Below are 16,119 nucleotides of genomic sequence, written 5' to 3'. Positions count from 1 at the left end.
GCCGCGCGAGCCGTGGCGGCTCTACGTCTACGACCTGCGCACCGGGCGTGAGCACCCCGTCGCCGCGCGGCGCGGCTCCCGCTCAGGCGCGTGGCGCGATCACCACCGCCGTGCCGTACGCGCACACCTCCGTGCCCACGTCGGCGGCCTCCGTCACGTCGAAGCGGAACATCAGCACGGCGTTCGCGCCGCGCGCCTGAGCCTGCTCCACCAGGCGTTCCATCGCCTGGTTGCGGGTCTGCACGAGGGTCTTGGTCAGACCCTTCAGCTCCCCGCCGATCATCGACTTCAGCCCCGCGCCGATCTGGCTGCCCAGATGGCGTGAGCGCACGGTGAGCCCGAAGACCTCACCGAGCACCTGCCGGACCTCGAAACCCGGCACGTCGTTCGTGGTCACGACCAGCACGTCGGGGTGCGGCCCCTGGCCGCCTCCGTACTCCTCGATGCCCATCGGCATGCACCTCCTGACCCCCCACCCTCGGGTGTGGAGGCCCGGTCCGCATCCCGTGGGGGCCGGGTGGAACCGGGGGCGTCCGGCCCGCGTTGATAGCTTGGGGCAGCCGTCCCCCAAGCCCCCACCGACCGCAGGAGCCCGGAACCCGTGAACACGCTTGCCCTCGGACCGAGCTGGCTGGACCCGGACTATCTGATCCAGACCTTCGGTCTGATCGGTGTCCTGGTGATCGTCTTCGCCGAGTCCGGCCTTCTCATCGGGTTCTTCCTGCCCGGTGACTCGCTGCTCTTCACCACCGGCCTCCTCGTCACCACCGGCAAACTGGACACCCCGCTGTGGCTGGTCTGCACGCTGGTCGTGGCCGCCGCGATCATCGGCGACCAGGTGGGCTACCTCTTCGGCCGGAAGGTCGGGCCCAGCCTCTTCAAGCGCCCCGACTCCAAGCTGTTCAAGCAGGAGAACGTCGAGAAGGCGCACGAGTTCTTCGAGAAGCACGGCCCGAAGTCGCTGATCCTGGCCCGCTTCGTCCCCATCGTGCGGACCTTCACGCCGATCATCGCCGGCGTGAGCCGGATGAACTACCGCTCGTTCATCACCTTCAACGTCATCGGCGGCGTGCTGTGGGGCGCCGGCGTGACCCTCCTCGGCGCCTCCCTCGGCAAGATCGACTTCGTGCACCAGCACATCGAGATGATCCTGGTCGGCATCGTCCTGATCTCCGTCGTCCCGATCGTGATCGAGTTCCTCCGGGCCCGCTCCCAGGCCAAGAAGGCCCAGGCCCGGGACGACCACGACGCCCCCGGCACCCCCAACCCCCAGGGGCCCCGCGGCCGCCACGCCAAGCGCTGAAACCGGCCGGCGGGACGTCCCCGCCCCCGCCGCACCGACACCCCGGGAGCCGACCGCCCCGGGGTGTCGGCGTACCCGGCCCGGACTCCGGGGAGCCCGCGACGGACCCGGCCCGGCTCCGGAGAAGGCGACCACGGACCCCGCCCGGGGCCTGCCGCCCAGGCCGCCTCTTCCGGATCGTGCCTGACCCGGAGGAGACGACAGGCCCTAGAAGCCGCGGGTCCGCTTCGCCGCGCGGCGGGCCGCCGCCGCGCCCGGGGCCTGCATGAAGAGCCGCGCCAGCTCGCTCCCCAGGTTCACCCCGATGGCGATCGCCAGGGCCAGCGCCGCCGCCTTCGCCAGCGAGGCGAACCCCTGGTCCAGGTTGTTCTGGGCGATCGCGAGGACACCGAAGTACGTCGCCGAACCCGGCAGCAGCGGACCGATCGCCGCCGTCACGTACGGCAGCGACGACGTGTGGTGGTAGCGGGCGATCAGCTGCCCGAAGAGCCCCACCAGCCCGGCCGCCACCGCCGTCGCCATCACCGCCGAGCCCTCCGCGGTGACCGCTATCGACGCGTAGATCACCCAGGCCACCCCGCCGTTCAGCGTCGCGAACAGCACCGTGGAGCGCGACTGCTGCAGCAGGACCGCGAAGGTCGCGCACAGCACCATCGACGCCAGGATCTGCGTCACCGGCCGCTCCACCGCCCGCAGCGCCCCCTCGGGGTTCAGCTGCGCGTCGAACTGCACCGCGATGTACAGCACCGACAGCACGCCCACCACGATCGCCACGAAGAAGTACGCGACCTCCAGGAGACGCGCCGACGCGGTGATGTAGAAGCCCGTCAGACCGTCCTGGACGGCCGCCACCAGCGCCCGCCCGGGAATCAGCGCGAACAGGCCACCGGTGATCACCGCCGACGGCCGCAGATCCGCGTGCAGCAGCGTCAGGAGCACCCCCATCGCCGCCGGCGGCATCGCCGCCACCAGGAACTGGTAGAACTCCGGCAGCCCGCGCCCCGCGCACAGCCACGCCAGCCGGTCGCCGAGCACCGCGCCCAGCGCCGCCACGAAGAAGACCGTCGGACCGCCGCCGAGCAGCACCGAGGCCGCGCCGGCCAGGACGCCCGCGGCCGCCGTCAGCACCCAGCCGGGGTAGGGGTGCCGGTTGCGCCGTATCTCCGCGAGCCGCCGGTACGCCTCCTCCGGCGTCACCTCGTGCGACTGCTCGTTGATGTCCGCGATCAGCTGGTACACCGCCGCGAGCCGCGTGTAGTCCGTCCCCCGGCGCCGCACCGTCCGGTTCGCCGTCACCGGGTCGTCCACCAGCGACGGCTGGTACGTGACCGACAACAGGGTGAACGTGACCGTCGGCTCGACCCGGTCCAGGCCGTACGAGCGGCAGATCGCGAACATCGCCGCCTCGACGTCCTCCGCGCCCTCCCCGCCCGCCAGCAGCAGCTCGCCGATGCGCAGGGTCAGGTCGAGCACGCGCGGCACCGAGGGACCCGACTCGTCCTCCTTGCGGGACGACTCCGGCACCGGCCGCTCGTGCACCGGCAGCCGCAGCATGGTCCGCATCCGGTCCTGCCACGGCGCGTCCTGCGACAGCCGCACCAGCGGCACCCCGTACGCCGGGGTGAAGACGGGCGGCGAGTTGCGCGCCGAGTACGTGGCCGGCGTGGCGAACGCCGACTTCTCCTGCTCCGGCGGCGGCTCCGGCGTCAGACCCGGCGGCAGGGCGAACTCGGAGGTCGGATGCTCCTCCTCGGGCGGCGCCGGCTGCTCCACCCCGACAGGAGGGACGAATGCGCTCCGTGCCTCGTCCGACTGAGGCTTCCGGTCCTCCGGAGCCTCCTCGGGGCCCTTCGGCTCCGCCACCACTCTCTCCGCCTCATCCCCAGGGAATCGTGGATTCCAGTATGAAGGGGCGACGGACGTGCGAAAGGCGGTGCACCCGACAGGTGCACCGCCTTCACACGATCACGACAGCGAGGGCTCAGTGGCCGCCCTGCTCCTTGGCGCGCGCGTACGACTTCTCGATCTCGGCCTCGGCCTCGGCGCGGCCGACCCAGTCGGCGCCCTCGACGGACTTGCCCGGCTCCAGGTCCTTGTAGACCTCGAAGAAGTGCTGGATCTCCAGGCGGTCGAACTCCGCCACGTGGTGGATGTCGCGCAGGTGCTCCATGCGCGGGTCCGTGGCCGGGACGCAGAGCAGCTTGTCGTCGCCGCCCGCCTCGTCGGTCATGCGGAACATGCCGATCGCGCGGCACTTGATGAGGCAGCCCGGGAAGGTCGGCTCGTCGAGGATGACGAGCGCGTCCAGCGGGTCGCCGTCCTCGCCGAGGGTGTTCTCCACGTAGCCGTAGTCGGTCGGGTAGGCCGTCGACGTGAAGAGGCGACGGTCCAGGCGGATGCGACCCGTCTCGTGGTCGACCTCGTACTTGTTCCTCGACCCCTTGGGGATCTCGATGAGAACGTCGAACTCCACGGGTGGCTCCTCCTGAATCAACACAAGTGAATGCTCGCGACGACGCGCGGTGATTAAGTGTCCCTCACGCACGTGTGTGATCGCGAAAGGGGCTGGTCAGCAGATGCCGGAGCCGAGGATGTGGCAGCTCACGGCGGGCTCCGCCGCCCTCGGACTCGTCCTGGCCGCCGCGGCGGTGACCGCGGCCGGTCCGTGGGACGGAGGCCAGCGTACGGCCGAGCGGGCCCGCGCCGCCGCCCCCGCGGCGGGTGGCACGCGTCACGCCCCCGCGCCCGCCCCGGCCCCCGCGCCGCCCCGCCGCCCGGCCCCCGCGCCCAGCGCCCCCGGCGTCCTCACCGCCCTGCACGCCCCGGCCCCCGCGGGACGGCCCGCCGGACGCCCCGCCGACCTCGCCGCCGTCCTCGTCCCGCTCCTCGCCGACCCCGGCCTCGGCCCGCTGCGGACCGCCTCCGTCGTCGACACCGCCACCGGAGCGCAGCTGTACGGCGAAGGCGCCGGCACCCCCATGACCCCCGCCTCCACGATCAAGATCGTCACCGTCGCCGCCGCGCTCTCCGCCCTCGGCCCCGACCACCGCATCGCCACGACCGTCACCGCCACCCCCGACGGCAGCCGCGTCACCCTCACCGGCGGCGGCGACCCCACCCTCGACCGGGCGCGCCTGAAGGCCCTCGCCGCCGACACCGCCCGCGCCCTCGGGAAGACCGGCCGCACCTCCGTACGCCTCGCCTACGACACCGGCCTCTACCGCGGACCCGCCCTCCACCCCATCGGCCCCAACGAGAACATCGCCCCCGTCGTCGCCCTCATGACCGACGAGGGCCGCCTCGACGGCAGCGACAGCGGCCCCGCCCCCCGCACCGCCGACCCGGCCGGCGACACCGCCCGCGCCTTCGCCGGCCACCTCGCCGCCGCCGGCGTCCGGGTCACCGGCGAACCGGCCCCCGGCCCCACCCCGAAGGCCGCCCCGCTCGCCCGCACGTACTCCGCACCCCTCGCCGACCTCGCCGAACGCACCCTCACCCACAGCGACAACGACCTCGCCGAGGCCCTCGCCCGGCAGACCGCCCTCGCACACCGGCTCCCCGCCGGCTTCCAGGGCGCCGAGCGGGCCGTACGGGCCGAGCTCCGCCGCCTCGGCCTCCCCGTCGCGGGCACCCGCTTCGCCGACGGCAGCGGACTCGACCGCCGCGACCGCGTCTCCGCCACCCTCCTCACCGGACTCCTCACCCGGGCGGCCGACCCCGCCCGCCCCGCCCTGCGCCCCCTCCTCACCGGCCTCCCCGTCGGCGGCTTCACCGGCACCCTCGCCGGCCGCTACGACACCGCGCCGGCCACCGTCGGCGCCGGACTCGTCCGCGCCAAGACCGGCACGCTCACGGGCGTCAACACGCTCGCCGGGACCGTCGTCACCCCCGACGGCCGCCTCCTCGCCTTCGCCTTCCTCGCCGGCCGCACCGTCTCGCCGTACGAGGCGCAGCCCGCCCTCGACCGCCTCTCCGCGGCCCTCGCCGGAGCCCGCTGACCCCGCCCCCGACCCCCGCCGACCCGCGGAGAACCCGTACCGAACCCTCTCCGATCGCGCGCCGAGACCGTACGGTTGACGCATGACGAGCATCGGTGGCGCAGGCACATCCGGGATGGTCGACTGGAACCTCGCGGTCGCGACCGCGACCCGCCTCGTGCGGCCCGGACCCGAAGTCAGCCGCGACGAGGCCCGCGAGGTCGTCGCCGAACTCCGCAGGCACGCCAAGGCGTCCGAGGAACACGTCCGCGCCTACACGCGCATGATCCCCGAGGGCGTCGAGCCGCACGACACCCCCGTCCTCGTCGTCGACCGGGCCGGCTGGATCCGGGCCAACGTCGCCGGCTTCCGCGAACTCCTCACCCCGCTCCTCGGCAAGATGCAGGACCGCCGCGCCGGCACCCCCGGCAGCGCCGTCCTCGGCGCCGTCGGCGGCAAGGTCACGGGCGTCGAGCTGGGCATGCTGCTGTCCTTCCTCGCCTCGCGCATCCTCGGCCAGTACGAGACCTTCGCCCCCGCCAGCCGTGAACTGCCCGCCGGCGGCGGTGGCGGGCGGCTCCTCCTCGTCGCCCCCAACATCGTCCACGTCGAACGCGAACTGGAGGTCTCCCCGCACGACTTCCGGCTCTGGGTCTGCCTCCACGAGGAGACCCACCGCACCCAGTTCACCGCCGTCCCCTGGCTCCGCGACCACCTCCAGGGCGAAATCCAGTCGTTCCTCACCGCCACCGACGTCGACCCCGGCACCGTCGTGGAACGGCTGCGGGAAGCCGCCCAGACCCTCGCCGGCGGCCGCCCCGAGGGCGAGGAGGGCGAGCCGTCGCCGTCCCTCGTCGAACTCGTCCAGACCCCCGAGCAGCGCGAGATCCTCGGCCGGCTCACCGCCGTCATGTCCCTCCTCGAAGGCCACGCCGACTACGTCATGGACGGCGTCGGACCGCAGGTCGTGCCCTCCGTCGCCGAGATCCGCGAGAAGTTCCAGCAGCGCCGGGCCCGCGGGGCCTCCCGCCTCGACCTCGCCCTGCGCAAACTCCTCGGCCTCGACGCCAAGCTCCGCCAGTACCGGGACGGCGAGCGCTTCGTCCGCGCCGTCGTCGACCAGGTCGGCATGGACGGCTTCAACCGCGTGTGGACCTCCCCCAACACGCTCCCCACCAAGTCCGAGATCGCCGCCCCCGCCGACTGGATCGCGAGGGTGCACCGTAAGGCAGACTCGTGAGGCAGGTGCGGCAGACGGCATAGGAACACGGGAGAACAGCCGGCCAATCACCCATCCGAGGGACCCTGGGCACGGGGTGGGGCGTGCAATGCTCGGGTAACGGCCGGGTTTCTGTCACCATCGACGCACTCTGAGTGACCGAACCCCCCTTTCCGACCGTTAAGACTCCGACCGAGGCACCCCACCCCATCACGAAGGGCACCGGACATGGGTCCCCATCCTGCGGTCGCGGCGATACGCCTGGCGGTCCGCCGCGTACTCCACGACGTTCTCACCGAGCACCAGACCGACCCCACCACCGCACCCGACGCGCCCGCACCCCTGGTGCTCGTCGCGTGCTCCGGAGGCGCCGACTCCATGGCGCTCGCCTCCGCCCTCGCCTTCGAGGCCCGCAAGCTCCCCGTGCGGGCCGGCGGCATCACCGTCGACCACGGCCTCCAGGACGGCTCCGACAGCCGCGCCACCGAGGTCGCCGGACGCATGACCGCCCTCGGCCTCACCCCCGTCGAGGCCGTCACCGTCACCGTCGGCCGCGAAGGAGGACCCGAGGCCGCGGCCCGCGACGCGCGCTACGCCGCGCTCGACGCCGCCGCCGCACGCCACGGCGCCGCCGCGATCCTCCTCGGACACACCCGCGACGACCAGGCGGAGACCGTCCTGCTCGGCCTCGCACGGGGCTCCGGCATCCGCTCGCTCTCCGGCATGGCCGCCGTCTCCGGCGCCGCCCGCCGCTACCGGCGGCCCTTCCTCCAGCTCGACCGCCAGACCGTCCGCAAAGCCTGCATCGCCCAGGAGCTCGCCGTGTGGGACGACCCCCACAACAGCGACCCGGCCTACACCCGCTCCCGCCTCCGCCACGAGGGCCTCCCCGCCCTGGAGAAGGCCCTCGGCAAGGGCGTCGTCGAAGCACTCGCCCGAACGGCCCAGCTCTCCCGGGACGACGCGGACGCCCTCGACACCTGGGCCGCCGACGCCGAGACCTCCGTACGCGACGAGGCCGGCGCGCTCGAATGCGCCAAGCTCTTCGGACTTCCCCCCGCCGTCCGCCGCCGCGTCCTGCGCCGCGCGGTCATCGCGGAGGGCGCCCCCGCCGGTTCCCTCTTCGCCCGCCACATCGAGGAAGTCGACCGGCTCATCACCGGATGGCGCGGCCAGGGAGCCATCAACCTGCCCGGCCGCGTCGAAGCCCGTCGCCAGGGTGGCAGACTGGTCATCCGGCAAGGCTGACGCACGCTGCAACGAAAGTGACCCGGGTGAACGAGAAGGACATGGGCACCGACCTCCAGTCGGTGCTCATCACCAAGGAAGAGATCGACGCCAAGCTGGCTGAGCTGGCCGCGAAGATCGACGCGGAATACGCGGGCAAGGACCTGCTCATCGTCGGTGTCCTCAAGGGCGCCGTGATGGTGATGGCGGATCTGGCTCGCGCCCTTTCCACCCCCGTCACCATGGACTGGATGGCCGTCTCCTCGTACGGCGCCGGCACCCAGTCCTCGGGCGTCGTCAGGATCCTCAAGGACCTCGACACCGACATCAAGGGCAAGCACGTCCTGATCGTCGAGGACATCATCGACTCCGGCCTGACCCTGTCCTGGCTCCTGTCGAACCTCGGCTCGCGCGAGCCCGCCTCCCTGGAGGTGTGCACCCTGCTGCGCAAGCCCGAGGCCGCCAAGGTCGCCATCGACGTGAAGTGGATCGGCTTCGACATCCCCAACGAGTTCGTCGTCGGCTACGGCCTCGACTACGCCGAGAAGTACCGGAACCTTCCGTTCGTCGGCACGCTCGCCCCGCACGTCTACGGCGGCTGAACACCCGGCGGTCCGGGGAACCCGCACCGCCTTCCCCCCGTTGAACCACGGGAAGGCGGTCGCGGGCGACGCGGCTGAGGTACCGTCCGAAGAACAGCTTTTTCACACAGCAGCTCTCACAGCAGCATTTTCCTACGGGCAGGAGGGACGGGGCGTACTCGCTCCGTATGGATGGACGTGAAGCGATACTTCCGTGGGCCGGTCATGTGGATCGTGCTGGCCGTCCTCGCCGTGGTCGTGCTGATGCAGGTCGTCGGCTCGTCCGAGGGCTACAAGACGGTGGACACCGGCAAGGTCGTCCAGGCGATCGACAAGAACCAGGTCAAGCAGGCAAAGGTCACCACCGGTGACGAGCAGATCATCAAGATCGAGCTCATCGACGGCCAGAAGATCGACAAGAGCAGCAAGGTCCAGGCCAGCTACATCGGCAGCCAGGGCGTGGACATCGCCGACAAGCTCCAGGAGAAGTTCGAGGCCGGGCAGATCGAGAAGGGCTACACCGTCTCCCCGACGAAGCAGTCGCCCTTCGTCTCGATCCTGCTCTCGCTCCTCCCCTTCGTCCTGATCGTGGTCGTCTTCCTCTTCCTGATGAACCAGATGCAGGGCGGCGGCTCCCGCGTCATGCAGTTCGGCAAGTCCAAGGCGAAGCTCATCACCAAGGACACGCCGAAGACCACCTTCGCCGACGTCGCCGGCTCGGACGAGGCCGTCGAGGAACTCCACGAGATCAAGGAGTTCCTCCAGGAGCCCGCGAAGTTCCAGGCCGTCGGCGCCAAGATCCCCAAGGGCGTCCTGCTCTACGGCCCGCCCGGAACCGGCAAGACGCTCCTCGCGCGCGCCGTCGCCGGCGAGGCCGGGGTCCCCTTCTACTCGATCTCCGGCTCCGACTTCGTCGAGATGTTCGTCGGCGTCGGCGCCTCCCGTGTCCGCGACCTCTTCGAGCAGGCCAAGGCCAACGCACCGGCCATCGTCTTCGTCGACGAGATCGACGCGGTCGGACGCCACCGCGGCGCCGGCCTCGGCGGCGGCCACGACGAGCGCGAGCAGACGCTCAACCAGCTCCTCGTCGAGATGGACGGCTTCGACGTGAAGGGCGGCGTCATCCTGATCGCCGCCACGAACCGGCCCGACATCCTCGACCCCGCCCTGCTCCGCCCGGGCCGCTTCGACCGCCAGATCGCGGTCGACCGTCCGGACATGCAGGGCCGTCTGGAGATCCTCAAGGTCCACCAGAAGGGCAAGCCGGTCGCCCCGGACGTCGACCTCGGCGCCGTCGCCCGACGCACCCCCGGCTTCACCGGTGCCGACCTCTCCAACGTCCTCAACGAGGCGGCGCTCCTCACCGCCCGCAGCGACCAGAAGCTGATCGACAACAAGGCTCTGGACGAGGCGATCGACCGTGTGGTCGCGGGCCCGCAGAAGCGGACCCGGATCATGTCGGACAAGGAGAAGAAGATCACCGCGTACCACGAGGGCGGTCACGCCCTGGTCGCGGCGGCCTCGCCGAACTCCGACCCCGTCCACAAGATCACCATCCTGTCCCGCGGCCGCGCCCTGGGCTACACGATGGTCCTGCCGGACGAGGACAAGTACTCGACCACCCGCAACGAGATGCTCGACCAGCTCGCCTACATGCTGGGCGGCCGCGCGGCCGAGGAGCTCGTCTTCCACGACCCGACCACGGGCGCGGCGAACGACATCGAGAAGGCCACCGCCACGGCCCGCGCGATGGTCACCCAGTACGGCATGACCGAGCGGCTCGGCGCCATCAAGTTCGGCGGCGACAACACGGAGCCGTTCCTGGGCCGCGAGATGGCGCACCAGCGCGACTACTCGGAAGAGGTCGCGGCGCTGGTCGACGAAGAGGTCAAGAAGCTCATCGAGACCGCGCACAACGAGGCGTGGGAGATTCTCGTCGAGAACCGTGACCTCCTCGACAACCTGGTCCTCGCCCTCCTGGAGAAGGAGACGCTGGGCAAGGAGGAGATCGCCGAGATCTTCGCCCCCATCGTCAAGCGCCCGGCGCGCCCGGCCTGGACCGGATCCGCCCGCCGCACCCCGTCGACGCGTCCGCCGGTGCTCTCCCCCAAGGAGCTCGCCCTGACGAACAGCGCCAACGGAACGGCCACCCCGGCGGTCGACACCACCAAGGGCATCGAGATCGCCCCGGTCGACAACCCCGAGGACTGACCGGCCCACCCCGGAATGGCTGCCGCGCCCCCACAGGTTTTAGCCTGTGGGGGCGCGGCATTTCGCGCACATCAGCCAGACGGAACGAGGCACAGAGATGACCGACCCGGTGACCCTGGACGGCGAGGGCACGATCGGCGAGTTCGACGAGAAGCGCGCGGAAGCCGCCGTCCGCGAACTCCTCATCGCCGTCGGCGAGAACCCCGACCGCGAGGGCCTCCGCGAGACCCCGGCGCGGGTGGCCCGGGCGTACAAGGAGATATTCGCGGGCCTGTGGCAGCGCCCCGAGGACGTCCTGACGACCACCTTCGACCTCGGGCACGACGAGATGGTGCTGGTCAAGGACATCGAGGTGTATTCGACCTGCGAACATCACCTCGTCCCGTTCCGTGGGGTCGCCCACGTCGGGTACATCCCGTCGACGACGGGCAAGATCACCGGGCTGTCGAAGCTCGCGCGCCTCGTGGACGTCTACGCCCGCCGCCCCCAGGTCCAGGAGCGGCTTACCACCCAGGTGGCGGATTCCCTCATGGAGATCCTGGAGCCGCGCGGTGTGATCGTCGTCTTCGAGTGCGAGCACATGTGCATGTCGATGCGCGGCATCCGCAAGCCGGGCGCCAAGACCATCACCTCGGCCGTACGCGGCCAGCTGAGGGACCCGGCGACCCGCGCCGAGGCGATGAGCCTGATCATGGCGCGCTGAGGCGCGACGACAGGGGAGAGTCTCAGGCCCGGGCCTTGCCCGGGCCTTCGTCGTCGTCCTCCGGGAGGCGGCAGACGCGTTCCAGGAAGAGGGCGGCGACGATGACGGCGATGCCCGCCGCGACGGCGAGGCCGGCGTAGAGGGCCTGGTCGCGGCGGGCGGGGACGTCGAGGGAGCCGAGGAGGAAGACGCCCGTGCCGCCGTACATGCCGGAGACGAGGGCGGCGACCAGGGCACTGGCCTGTCCGAAGACCACGGCGCGGGCCGCCATGAGCGGCTCGACGCCCTTGGCGCCCGGGCGGCGCTCGCGCTGGGCCTTGAGGCGGACCCGGATCGAGAGCGCGGTCGCGGTGAGGACGGCGGCGATCACGGCGAGGACGATGGGCGCGGCGATCGGCACGCTCGGGAGGGTGCCGACCGCGTCCCAGAGGCGGGCGGCCCCCCAGGAGAGGATGCCGGCCACGAGGAAGAGTCCGGCGAGCACCTTGAGCCGCAGTTGTTTCACCGGGTGTCCTTCATGTGGTCGCGGGCGGTCTGCCACGAGCCTAACGACTACTCGGGCAGACGGAGTTCCAGGTCGACACGGGGAGTGACGCCGTCACGGCCGAGGGAGTCGAGGAGCGCGGCGACGGCGCCGCGGCCGGGGAGCTGGGCCTCGGGGTCGACGTCGTGCCAGGGGGCGAGGACGAAGGCGCGCTCGTGGGCGCGCGGGTGCGGGAGGGTGAGGACGGGGTCCTCGGAGACCACGTCGGCGTACGCGATGATGTCGACGTCGAGGGTGCGGGCGCCCCAGCGCTCCTCGCGGACGCGGTGGAAGGCCTCCTCGACGGCGTGGGCCCGCTCCAGGAGCGAGGAGGGCGGCAGCGTCGTCTTCACGAGCGCCACGGCGTTGAGGTACGAGGGCTGGCTGTCGGCCTCCACGCCCCAGGGCTCCGTCTCGTAGACGGGGGAGACGGCCTTGACCCGGAGGCCCGGGGTGTCCCCGAGGGCGTCGAGGGCCCCCTGGAGGGTCTCCAGGCGGTTGCCGAGGTTGGCGCCGAGGGCGAGGACGGCCCAGCGGGGGTTGGAGAGGGTCACGTCGGCCGCGTCGACGGTCGCCACGACGGAGGCCGGTACCGGCTGGACGGTGGGGTCGCTGTGGGTGGCTTTCATCGTCGGCTCCGGGTGATCGTGATGGTGACGTCGTCGAAGGGCACGGTGATCGGTGCGTCCGGCTTGTGGACGACGACCTCCACCTCCTGTACCCCGGCATGGCCGAGACATTGCTGGGCGATGCGCTCGGCGAGGGTCTCGATGAGGTCGACGGGCTCGCCCTGGACGACGTCGACGACCTCTTCGGCGACGATGCCGTAGTGCACGGTCTTCGCCAGGTCGTCGTCGGCCGCCGCGGGGCGGGTGTCCAGGCCGAGGACCAGGTCCACGATGAAGGTCTGGCCCTCCTCGCGCTCCTTGGGGAAGACGCCGTGGTGGCCCCGGGCCTTGAGGCCGCGCAGCGCGACACGATCCACGCGAATCACTCCTGCTGTCGTAGTTCGGGTGGCCACGCAGCCGGGTGCGGACGGCCGGGTGTCCACTGTCGAATCTACCTGCGGGGGCCGACAGCGCTTGCCCTCGGGGGGCGCGGGCGCGTCAGGACGGCGGTTCGGTGCCTTCCGCGCCGGGCGGTCCGGCCCCCTCGTCGCCGGTGTCGGCGAGGACGGGGGAGGCGTGGTGGGACCAGAGCCGCCAGCCGTCGGGCGTGCGGCGGAACACGTTGGTGGCGACGACGAGCTGGCCGACGAGGGGGCCCAGTTCGGCGCCGTCCTCGGCGGGTGCGCCGCTGAGGATGTTCTCGGTGCAGGTGACGACGGCGGTGCCGTCGGCGAGGGAGATCTCCAGGTCGGTGAGGAAGAACTGGATGTACTCCGTGTTGGCCATGATCAGGGCGTACGAGCGGAGCACCGCGCCGCGTCCGGTGAGCACCGGCCAGCCCGGGTGGACGCAGGTGACGGGGGTGGCTCCGTCGTCGAGCCAGAGGCGGGAGACGCCCTCGAAGTCGCCGGTCTCCATCGCCTCGTAGAAGGCGGTGTTGGCGGCTTCGACGGCCGCCTCGTCGGTGCTGCGGTCCGTGCGGCTCACGCGGCTCCCTCGACGGCTCGGGCGACCCGTACGGCGTCCGCGGTGGCCCGGACCTCGTGGACGCGGACGGCCCACGCGCCCGCGTGGGCGGCGAGGGCGGAGACGGCCGCGGTGGCGGCGTCGCGCTCGCGGGCGGGGGGCGGGGCGGCGCCGTCGCGGGTGAGCACGTGGCCGAGGAAGCGCTTCCGGGAGGCGGCGACCAGCAGGGGCCGGCCCAGGGCGCGGAGCTCGGGGAGGTGGGCGACCAGGGCCAGGTCGTGGGGGGCGAGCTTGGCGAAGCCGAGGCCGGGGTCGACGACGATCCGTGCGGGGTCGACGCCGCCGTCGACGACGGCCTCCAGGCGGGTGCGGAGCTCGCGGACGACCTCGGCGACGACGTCGTCGTAGACGGCGAGGCTGTTCATGTCCTGGCTGAAGCCGCGCCAGTGCATGACGACGAAGGGGACCTCGGCGGCGGCGACGGCGGGGACCATGCCGGGGTCGGCGAGTCCGCCGCTGACGTCGTTGACGAGGACGGCGCCGGCCTCGACGGCGCGGGCGGCGACACGGGCGCGCATGGTGTCGACGGAGACGGCGACGCCTTCGGCGGCCAGGCCGCGGACGACGGGGACGACCCGGCGGAGTTCCTCCTCCTCGTCGACGCGGGTGGCGCCGGGCCGGGTGGACTCGCCGCCGACGTCGACGAGGTCGGCGCCCTGGGCGACGAGGTCGAGGCCGTGTTTGACGGCGGCCGTGGTGTCGAACCAGCGGCCGCCGTCGGAGAAGGAGTCGGGGGTCACGTTGACCACGCCCATGACCGCGCAGCGGTCCCACTCCGGCAGACCTCGGGCGGTGCCCCGGTCGATCGTCGTACTCATGTGTCCAGCGTAGGGCCCAGGGGTGAGATCAGGCCGCGCGGACCTCGCGCTCGACGGTGGCGGGAACGATGTGGGCGCAGGGCCGCGGGGCGGGCGCGGGGCGCCGGCGGGTGAAGGGGCGGGGGAGGGAGAGGTTCACGAAGCCCTCGGCCTGCATGGCCGCGAAGCCGATGCGGGGCAGGTCGCGGCTGGTGCGGTAGACGACGAAGCGGGGTTCCCAGCGTGGCCGGAACTTGGCGTTGAACTTGTAGAGCGACTCGATCTGGAACCAGCGGGAGAGGAAGACGAGCAGGCCGCGCCAGACGCGCAGGACGGGGCCCGCGCCGATCTTCTCGCCGCGCGCGAGGGCGGAGCGGAACATCGCGAAGTTCAGGGACACGCGCGCGATGCCGAGTCCGGGGGAGGCCTGGAGGGCGGCGCAGATGAGGAGCTCGTTCATGCCGGGGTCGGCGGAGCGGTCGCGGCGCATGAGTTCGAGGGACATCCCGTCGCGGCCCCAGGGCACGAAGTGGATGATCGCCTTGAGGTCGCCGTAGGGGGAGTCGGCGCCGTCGTCGTCGGGCTTGTGGGCGGTCGCTATGACGGCGTCACCGTCGCCGGGGGCGCCGATGCGGCCGAGGGCCATGGAGAAGCCGCGCTCGGTGTCGGTGCCGCGCCAGGCGGCGGCGGCGCGGCGGACCCGGGCGAGTTCGGCCTCGTCGAGGTCGGAGACGCGGCGGACCTGGGTGGTGTAGCCGTTGCGTTCGATGCGCTTGACCATCTGGCGGACGTTGCGCATGGCGCGGCCGGAGAGGGAGAAGTCGGCGACGTCGACGACGGCCTCGTCGCCGAGTTCGAGCGCGTCGAGGCCGGTCTCGCGGGTCCAGACCTGGCCGCCCGTCTCGGAGCAGCCCATGACGGCGGGGGTCCAGGAGTGGGCCTTGGCCTCGTCCATGAAGCGCTCGATGGCGCCGGGCCAGGCCTCGACGTCGCCGATGGGGTCGCCGCTGGCGAGCATGACGCCGGAGACGACGCGGTAGGTGACGGCGGCCTTGCCGCTGGGGGAGAAGACGACGCCCTTGTCGCGGCGGAGGGCGAAGTGGCCGAGGGAGTCGCGGCCGCCGTGCTGGTCGAGGAGGCCGCGCAGCCGGGCCTCGTCGTCGTCGGTGAGGCGGGCCGCGGGGTGCTCGGGGCGGAAGGCGAGGTAGATCGTGGTGAGGGCGGTGAGCATGCCGAGGGCGCCGAGGGAGTAGCCGACGGTCCAGTCGACGCCCTTGGTGTAGCCGACGGGGCCCTCGACGCCGAAGAGTCCGAAGAGGACGTGTTCGAGGCGGTCGGTGAGGCTGGGGCTGCCGACGACGCGGCCGGGGTGGGCGCTCACGATGACGAGGCCGAGGGCGAGGGAGCCGGCCCCCATGACGACGAAGTTGGCGAGGGCGCGCCAGCGGCTGCGGGGGTCGGGGAGGGCGGCGAACTCGTCGCGGTGGCGCAGCAGCAGGGCGAGGAGCGCGAGGGAGAGCAGTCCGCCGAGCACCGAGTGGCGCCAGACGAACTGGGCGGCGCCGCCGAGGGGGAGGAGGACGACGGCGGCGCGCCAGGCGCGGCGCTTGTGGCGCTTGAGTCCGTGGGCGAGCAGCAGGAGCAGGACGCCGGCGCTCAGGGAGAGGGCGGCGGACAGGGGGCCGAGGGTTCCGGGGAGGACTTCGGCGAGGGCGTGCATGCGGCTGGCGCGGAACCGGGGGAAGACCCCGGCCGCGATGTCGATCAGTCCGACCAGGGTGCAGGCCGTGCCGACGAGGGCGGGGACCTTCTCGGGGCGGGGGCCGTGGAGAATCCGGCGTACCCGAACCGGAACCAATCCCGATTTGTCCCCATCTACCGTGACAGACATGGCTTCCCGTACTTCCCGTGGTTCCTGTGGTCCCGCGAGGGGTCCTGCGAGGG

The 16,119-nt window shown here is 72.3% G+C and carries 16 protein-coding genes; 7 read left to right on the top strand and 9 right to left on the bottom strand.

Annotated features, from left to right (window positions below; genetic code table 11):
* Positions 1 to 82: 82 nt before the first annotated feature.
* Complete coding sequence (locus ACZ60W_RS16470; RefSeq protein ID WP_469756009.1) at positions 83 to 451, bottom strand: YbjQ family protein; 369 nt, start codon at positions 449 to 451, stop codon at positions 83 to 85.
* Between the two features lie 150 nt (positions 452 to 601).
* Here ACZ60W_RS16470 and ACZ60W_RS16465 point away from each other — a divergent pair, with 150 nt between their 5' ends.
* Positions 602 to 1,303: a DedA family protein gene (locus ACZ60W_RS16465; RefSeq protein ID WP_469756005.1), complete on the top strand. Its 702-nt coding sequence runs from the start codon at positions 602 to 604 to the stop codon at positions 1,301 to 1,303.
* A gap of 207 nt (positions 1,304 to 1,510) precedes the next feature.
* On the opposite strand, the gene ACZ60W_RS16460 is transcribed toward ACZ60W_RS16465, so the two are convergent.
* Together ACZ60W_RS16460 and ACZ60W_RS16455 are read right to left on the bottom strand one after the other, a co-directional pair.
* Positions 1,511 to 3,169 (bottom strand): threonine/serine exporter family protein, encoded by a 1,659-nt coding sequence (locus ACZ60W_RS16460; protein WP_469756004.1) that lies wholly within the window; start codon positions 3,167 to 3,169, stop codon positions 1,511 to 1,513.
* A 115-nt stretch (positions 3,170 to 3,284) separates the two neighbouring features.
* Positions 3,285 to 3,776 (bottom strand): inorganic diphosphatase, encoded by a 492-nt coding sequence (locus ACZ60W_RS16455; RefSeq protein ID WP_015034462.1) that lies wholly within the window; start codon positions 3,774 to 3,776, stop codon positions 3,285 to 3,287.
* A 103-nt stretch (positions 3,777 to 3,879) separates the two neighbouring features.
* Between ACZ60W_RS16455 and dacB the strand changes: the two genes are divergently transcribed.
* The 6 genes from dacB (at position 3,880) to folE (ending at position 11,221) form a co-directional block, all read left to right on the top strand.
* Positions 3,880 to 5,301, top strand: a complete 1,422-nt coding sequence (dacB, locus tag ACZ60W_RS16450) for a D-alanyl-D-alanine carboxypeptidase/D-alanyl-D-alanine endopeptidase (protein ID WP_469756003.1) — start codon at positions 3,880 to 3,882, stop codon at positions 5,299 to 5,301.
* 82 nt (positions 5,302 to 5,383) lie between these two features.
* Positions 5,384 to 6,520: a zinc-dependent metalloprotease gene (locus tag ACZ60W_RS16445; RefSeq protein WP_469756002.1), complete on the top strand. Its 1,137-nt coding sequence runs from the start codon at positions 5,384 to 5,386 to the stop codon at positions 6,518 to 6,520.
* Positions 6,521 to 6,727: 207 nt separating this feature from the next.
* Positions 6,728 to 7,747, top strand: coding sequence for a tRNA lysidine(34) synthetase TilS (tilS, locus tag ACZ60W_RS16440; RefSeq protein ID WP_469756001.1), 1,020 nt, complete (start codon positions 6,728 to 6,730; stop codon positions 7,745 to 7,747).
* 41 nt (positions 7,748 to 7,788) lie between these two features.
* On the top strand, positions 7,789 to 8,328 hold the full coding sequence (gene hpt, locus ACZ60W_RS16435; protein WP_030219931.1) for a hypoxanthine phosphoribosyltransferase: 540 nt from the start codon (positions 7,789 to 7,791) through the stop codon (positions 8,326 to 8,328).
* Positions 8,329 to 8,499: 171 nt separating this feature from the next.
* A complete protein-coding gene (gene ftsH / locus ACZ60W_RS16430) occupies positions 8,500 to 10,518 on the top strand; it encodes an ATP-dependent zinc metalloprotease FtsH (RefSeq protein ID WP_469756000.1) in 2,019 nt (672 codons plus the stop codon).
* Positions 10,519 to 10,615: 97 nt separating this feature from the next.
* Positions 10,616 to 11,221, top strand: coding sequence for a GTP cyclohydrolase I FolE (gene folE, locus ACZ60W_RS16425; RefSeq protein ID WP_469755999.1), 606 nt, complete (start codon positions 10,616 to 10,618; stop codon positions 11,219 to 11,221).
* A 22-nt stretch (positions 11,222 to 11,243) separates the two neighbouring features.
* On the opposite strand, the gene ACZ60W_RS16420 is transcribed toward folE, so the two are convergent.
* The 6 genes from ACZ60W_RS16420 to ACZ60W_RS16395 form a co-directional block, all read right to left on the bottom strand.
* Positions 11,244 to 11,726 carry a DUF3180 domain-containing protein gene (locus tag ACZ60W_RS16420; protein WP_469755998.1) on the bottom strand — a complete coding sequence of 161 codons (483 nt, stop codon included), beginning with the start codon at positions 11,724 to 11,726 and terminating at the stop codon, positions 11,244 to 11,246.
* A 47-nt stretch (positions 11,727 to 11,773) separates the two neighbouring features.
* The gene (folK, locus tag ACZ60W_RS16415) at positions 11,774 to 12,373 is read right to left on the bottom strand and encodes a 2-amino-4-hydroxy-6-hydroxymethyldihydropteridine diphosphokinase (protein ID WP_469755997.1); all 600 of its coding nucleotides are present in this window, start codon (positions 12,371 to 12,373) and stop codon (positions 11,774 to 11,776) included.
* A complete protein-coding gene (folB, locus tag ACZ60W_RS16410) occupies positions 12,370 to 12,729 on the bottom strand; it encodes a dihydroneopterin aldolase (protein ID WP_364277156.1) in 360 nt (119 codons plus the stop codon). The genes folK and folB overlap by 4 nt, the downstream gene beginning before the upstream one ends.
* A gap of 121 nt (positions 12,730 to 12,850) precedes the next feature.
* The gene (locus ACZ60W_RS16405) at positions 12,851 to 13,270 is read right to left on the bottom strand and encodes a nuclear transport factor 2 family protein (RefSeq protein ID WP_469756008.1); all 420 of its coding nucleotides are present in this window, start codon (positions 13,268 to 13,270) and stop codon (positions 12,851 to 12,853) included.
* Between the two features lie 65 nt (positions 13,271 to 13,335).
* Positions 13,336 to 14,196: a dihydropteroate synthase gene (gene folP, locus ACZ60W_RS16400; RefSeq protein WP_469755996.1), complete on the bottom strand. Its 861-nt coding sequence runs from the start codon at positions 14,194 to 14,196 to the stop codon at positions 13,336 to 13,338.
* Between the two features lie 28 nt (positions 14,197 to 14,224).
* Positions 14,225 to 16,066, bottom strand: a complete 1,842-nt coding sequence (locus tag ACZ60W_RS16395) for a phosphatidylglycerol lysyltransferase domain-containing protein (RefSeq protein ID WP_469755995.1) — start codon at positions 16,064 to 16,066, stop codon at positions 14,225 to 14,227.
* Positions 16,067 to 16,119 lie beyond the last annotated feature (53 nt).

This window comes from Streptomyces sp. NPDC104202, assembly GCF_055584185.1.
Note: the sequence above shows the minus strand (reverse complement) of the source record. Positions and strands in the feature narration are given on the sequence as shown.

Bases quoted from the DNA above. Each gene is read 5' to 3' on its own strand.
- folK (WP_469755997.1), bottom strand. From the start codon at position 12,373: ATGAAAGCCACCCACAGCGACCCCACCGTCCAGCCGGTACCGGCCTCC.
- ftsH (WP_469756000.1), top strand. From the start codon at position 8,500: ATGGACGTGAAGCGATACTTCCGTGGGCCGGTCATGTGGATCGTGCTG.
- ACZ60W_RS16470 (WP_469756009.1), bottom strand. From the start codon at position 451: ATGGGCATCGAGGAGTACGGAGGCGGCCAGGGGCCGCACCCCGACGTG.
- folE (WP_469755999.1), top strand. From the start codon at position 10,616: ATGACCGACCCGGTGACCCTGGACGGCGAGGGCACGATCGGCGAGTTC.
- ACZ60W_RS16405 (WP_469756008.1), bottom strand. From the start codon at position 13,270: ATGGAGACCGGCGACTTCGAGGGCGTCTCCCGCCTCTGGCTCGACGAC.
- hpt (WP_030219931.1), top strand. From the start codon at position 7,789: ATGGGCACCGACCTCCAGTCGGTGCTCATCACCAAGGAAGAGATCGAC.
- ACZ60W_RS16445 (WP_469756002.1), top strand. From the start codon at position 5,384: ATGACGAGCATCGGTGGCGCAGGCACATCCGGGATGGTCGACTGGAAC.
- dacB (WP_469756003.1), top strand. From the start codon at position 3,880: ATGCCGGAGCCGAGGATGTGGCAGCTCACGGCGGGCTCCGCCGCCCTC.
- tilS (WP_469756001.1), top strand. From the start codon at position 6,728: ATGGGTCCCCATCCTGCGGTCGCGGCGATACGCCTGGCGGTCCGCCGC.
- ACZ60W_RS16395 (WP_469755995.1), bottom strand. From the start codon at position 16,066: ATGTCTGTCACGGTAGATGGGGACAAATCGGGATTGGTTCCGGTTCGG.
- folP (WP_469755996.1), bottom strand. From the start codon at position 14,196: ATGAGTACGACGATCGACCGGGGCACCGCCCGAGGTCTGCCGGAGTGG.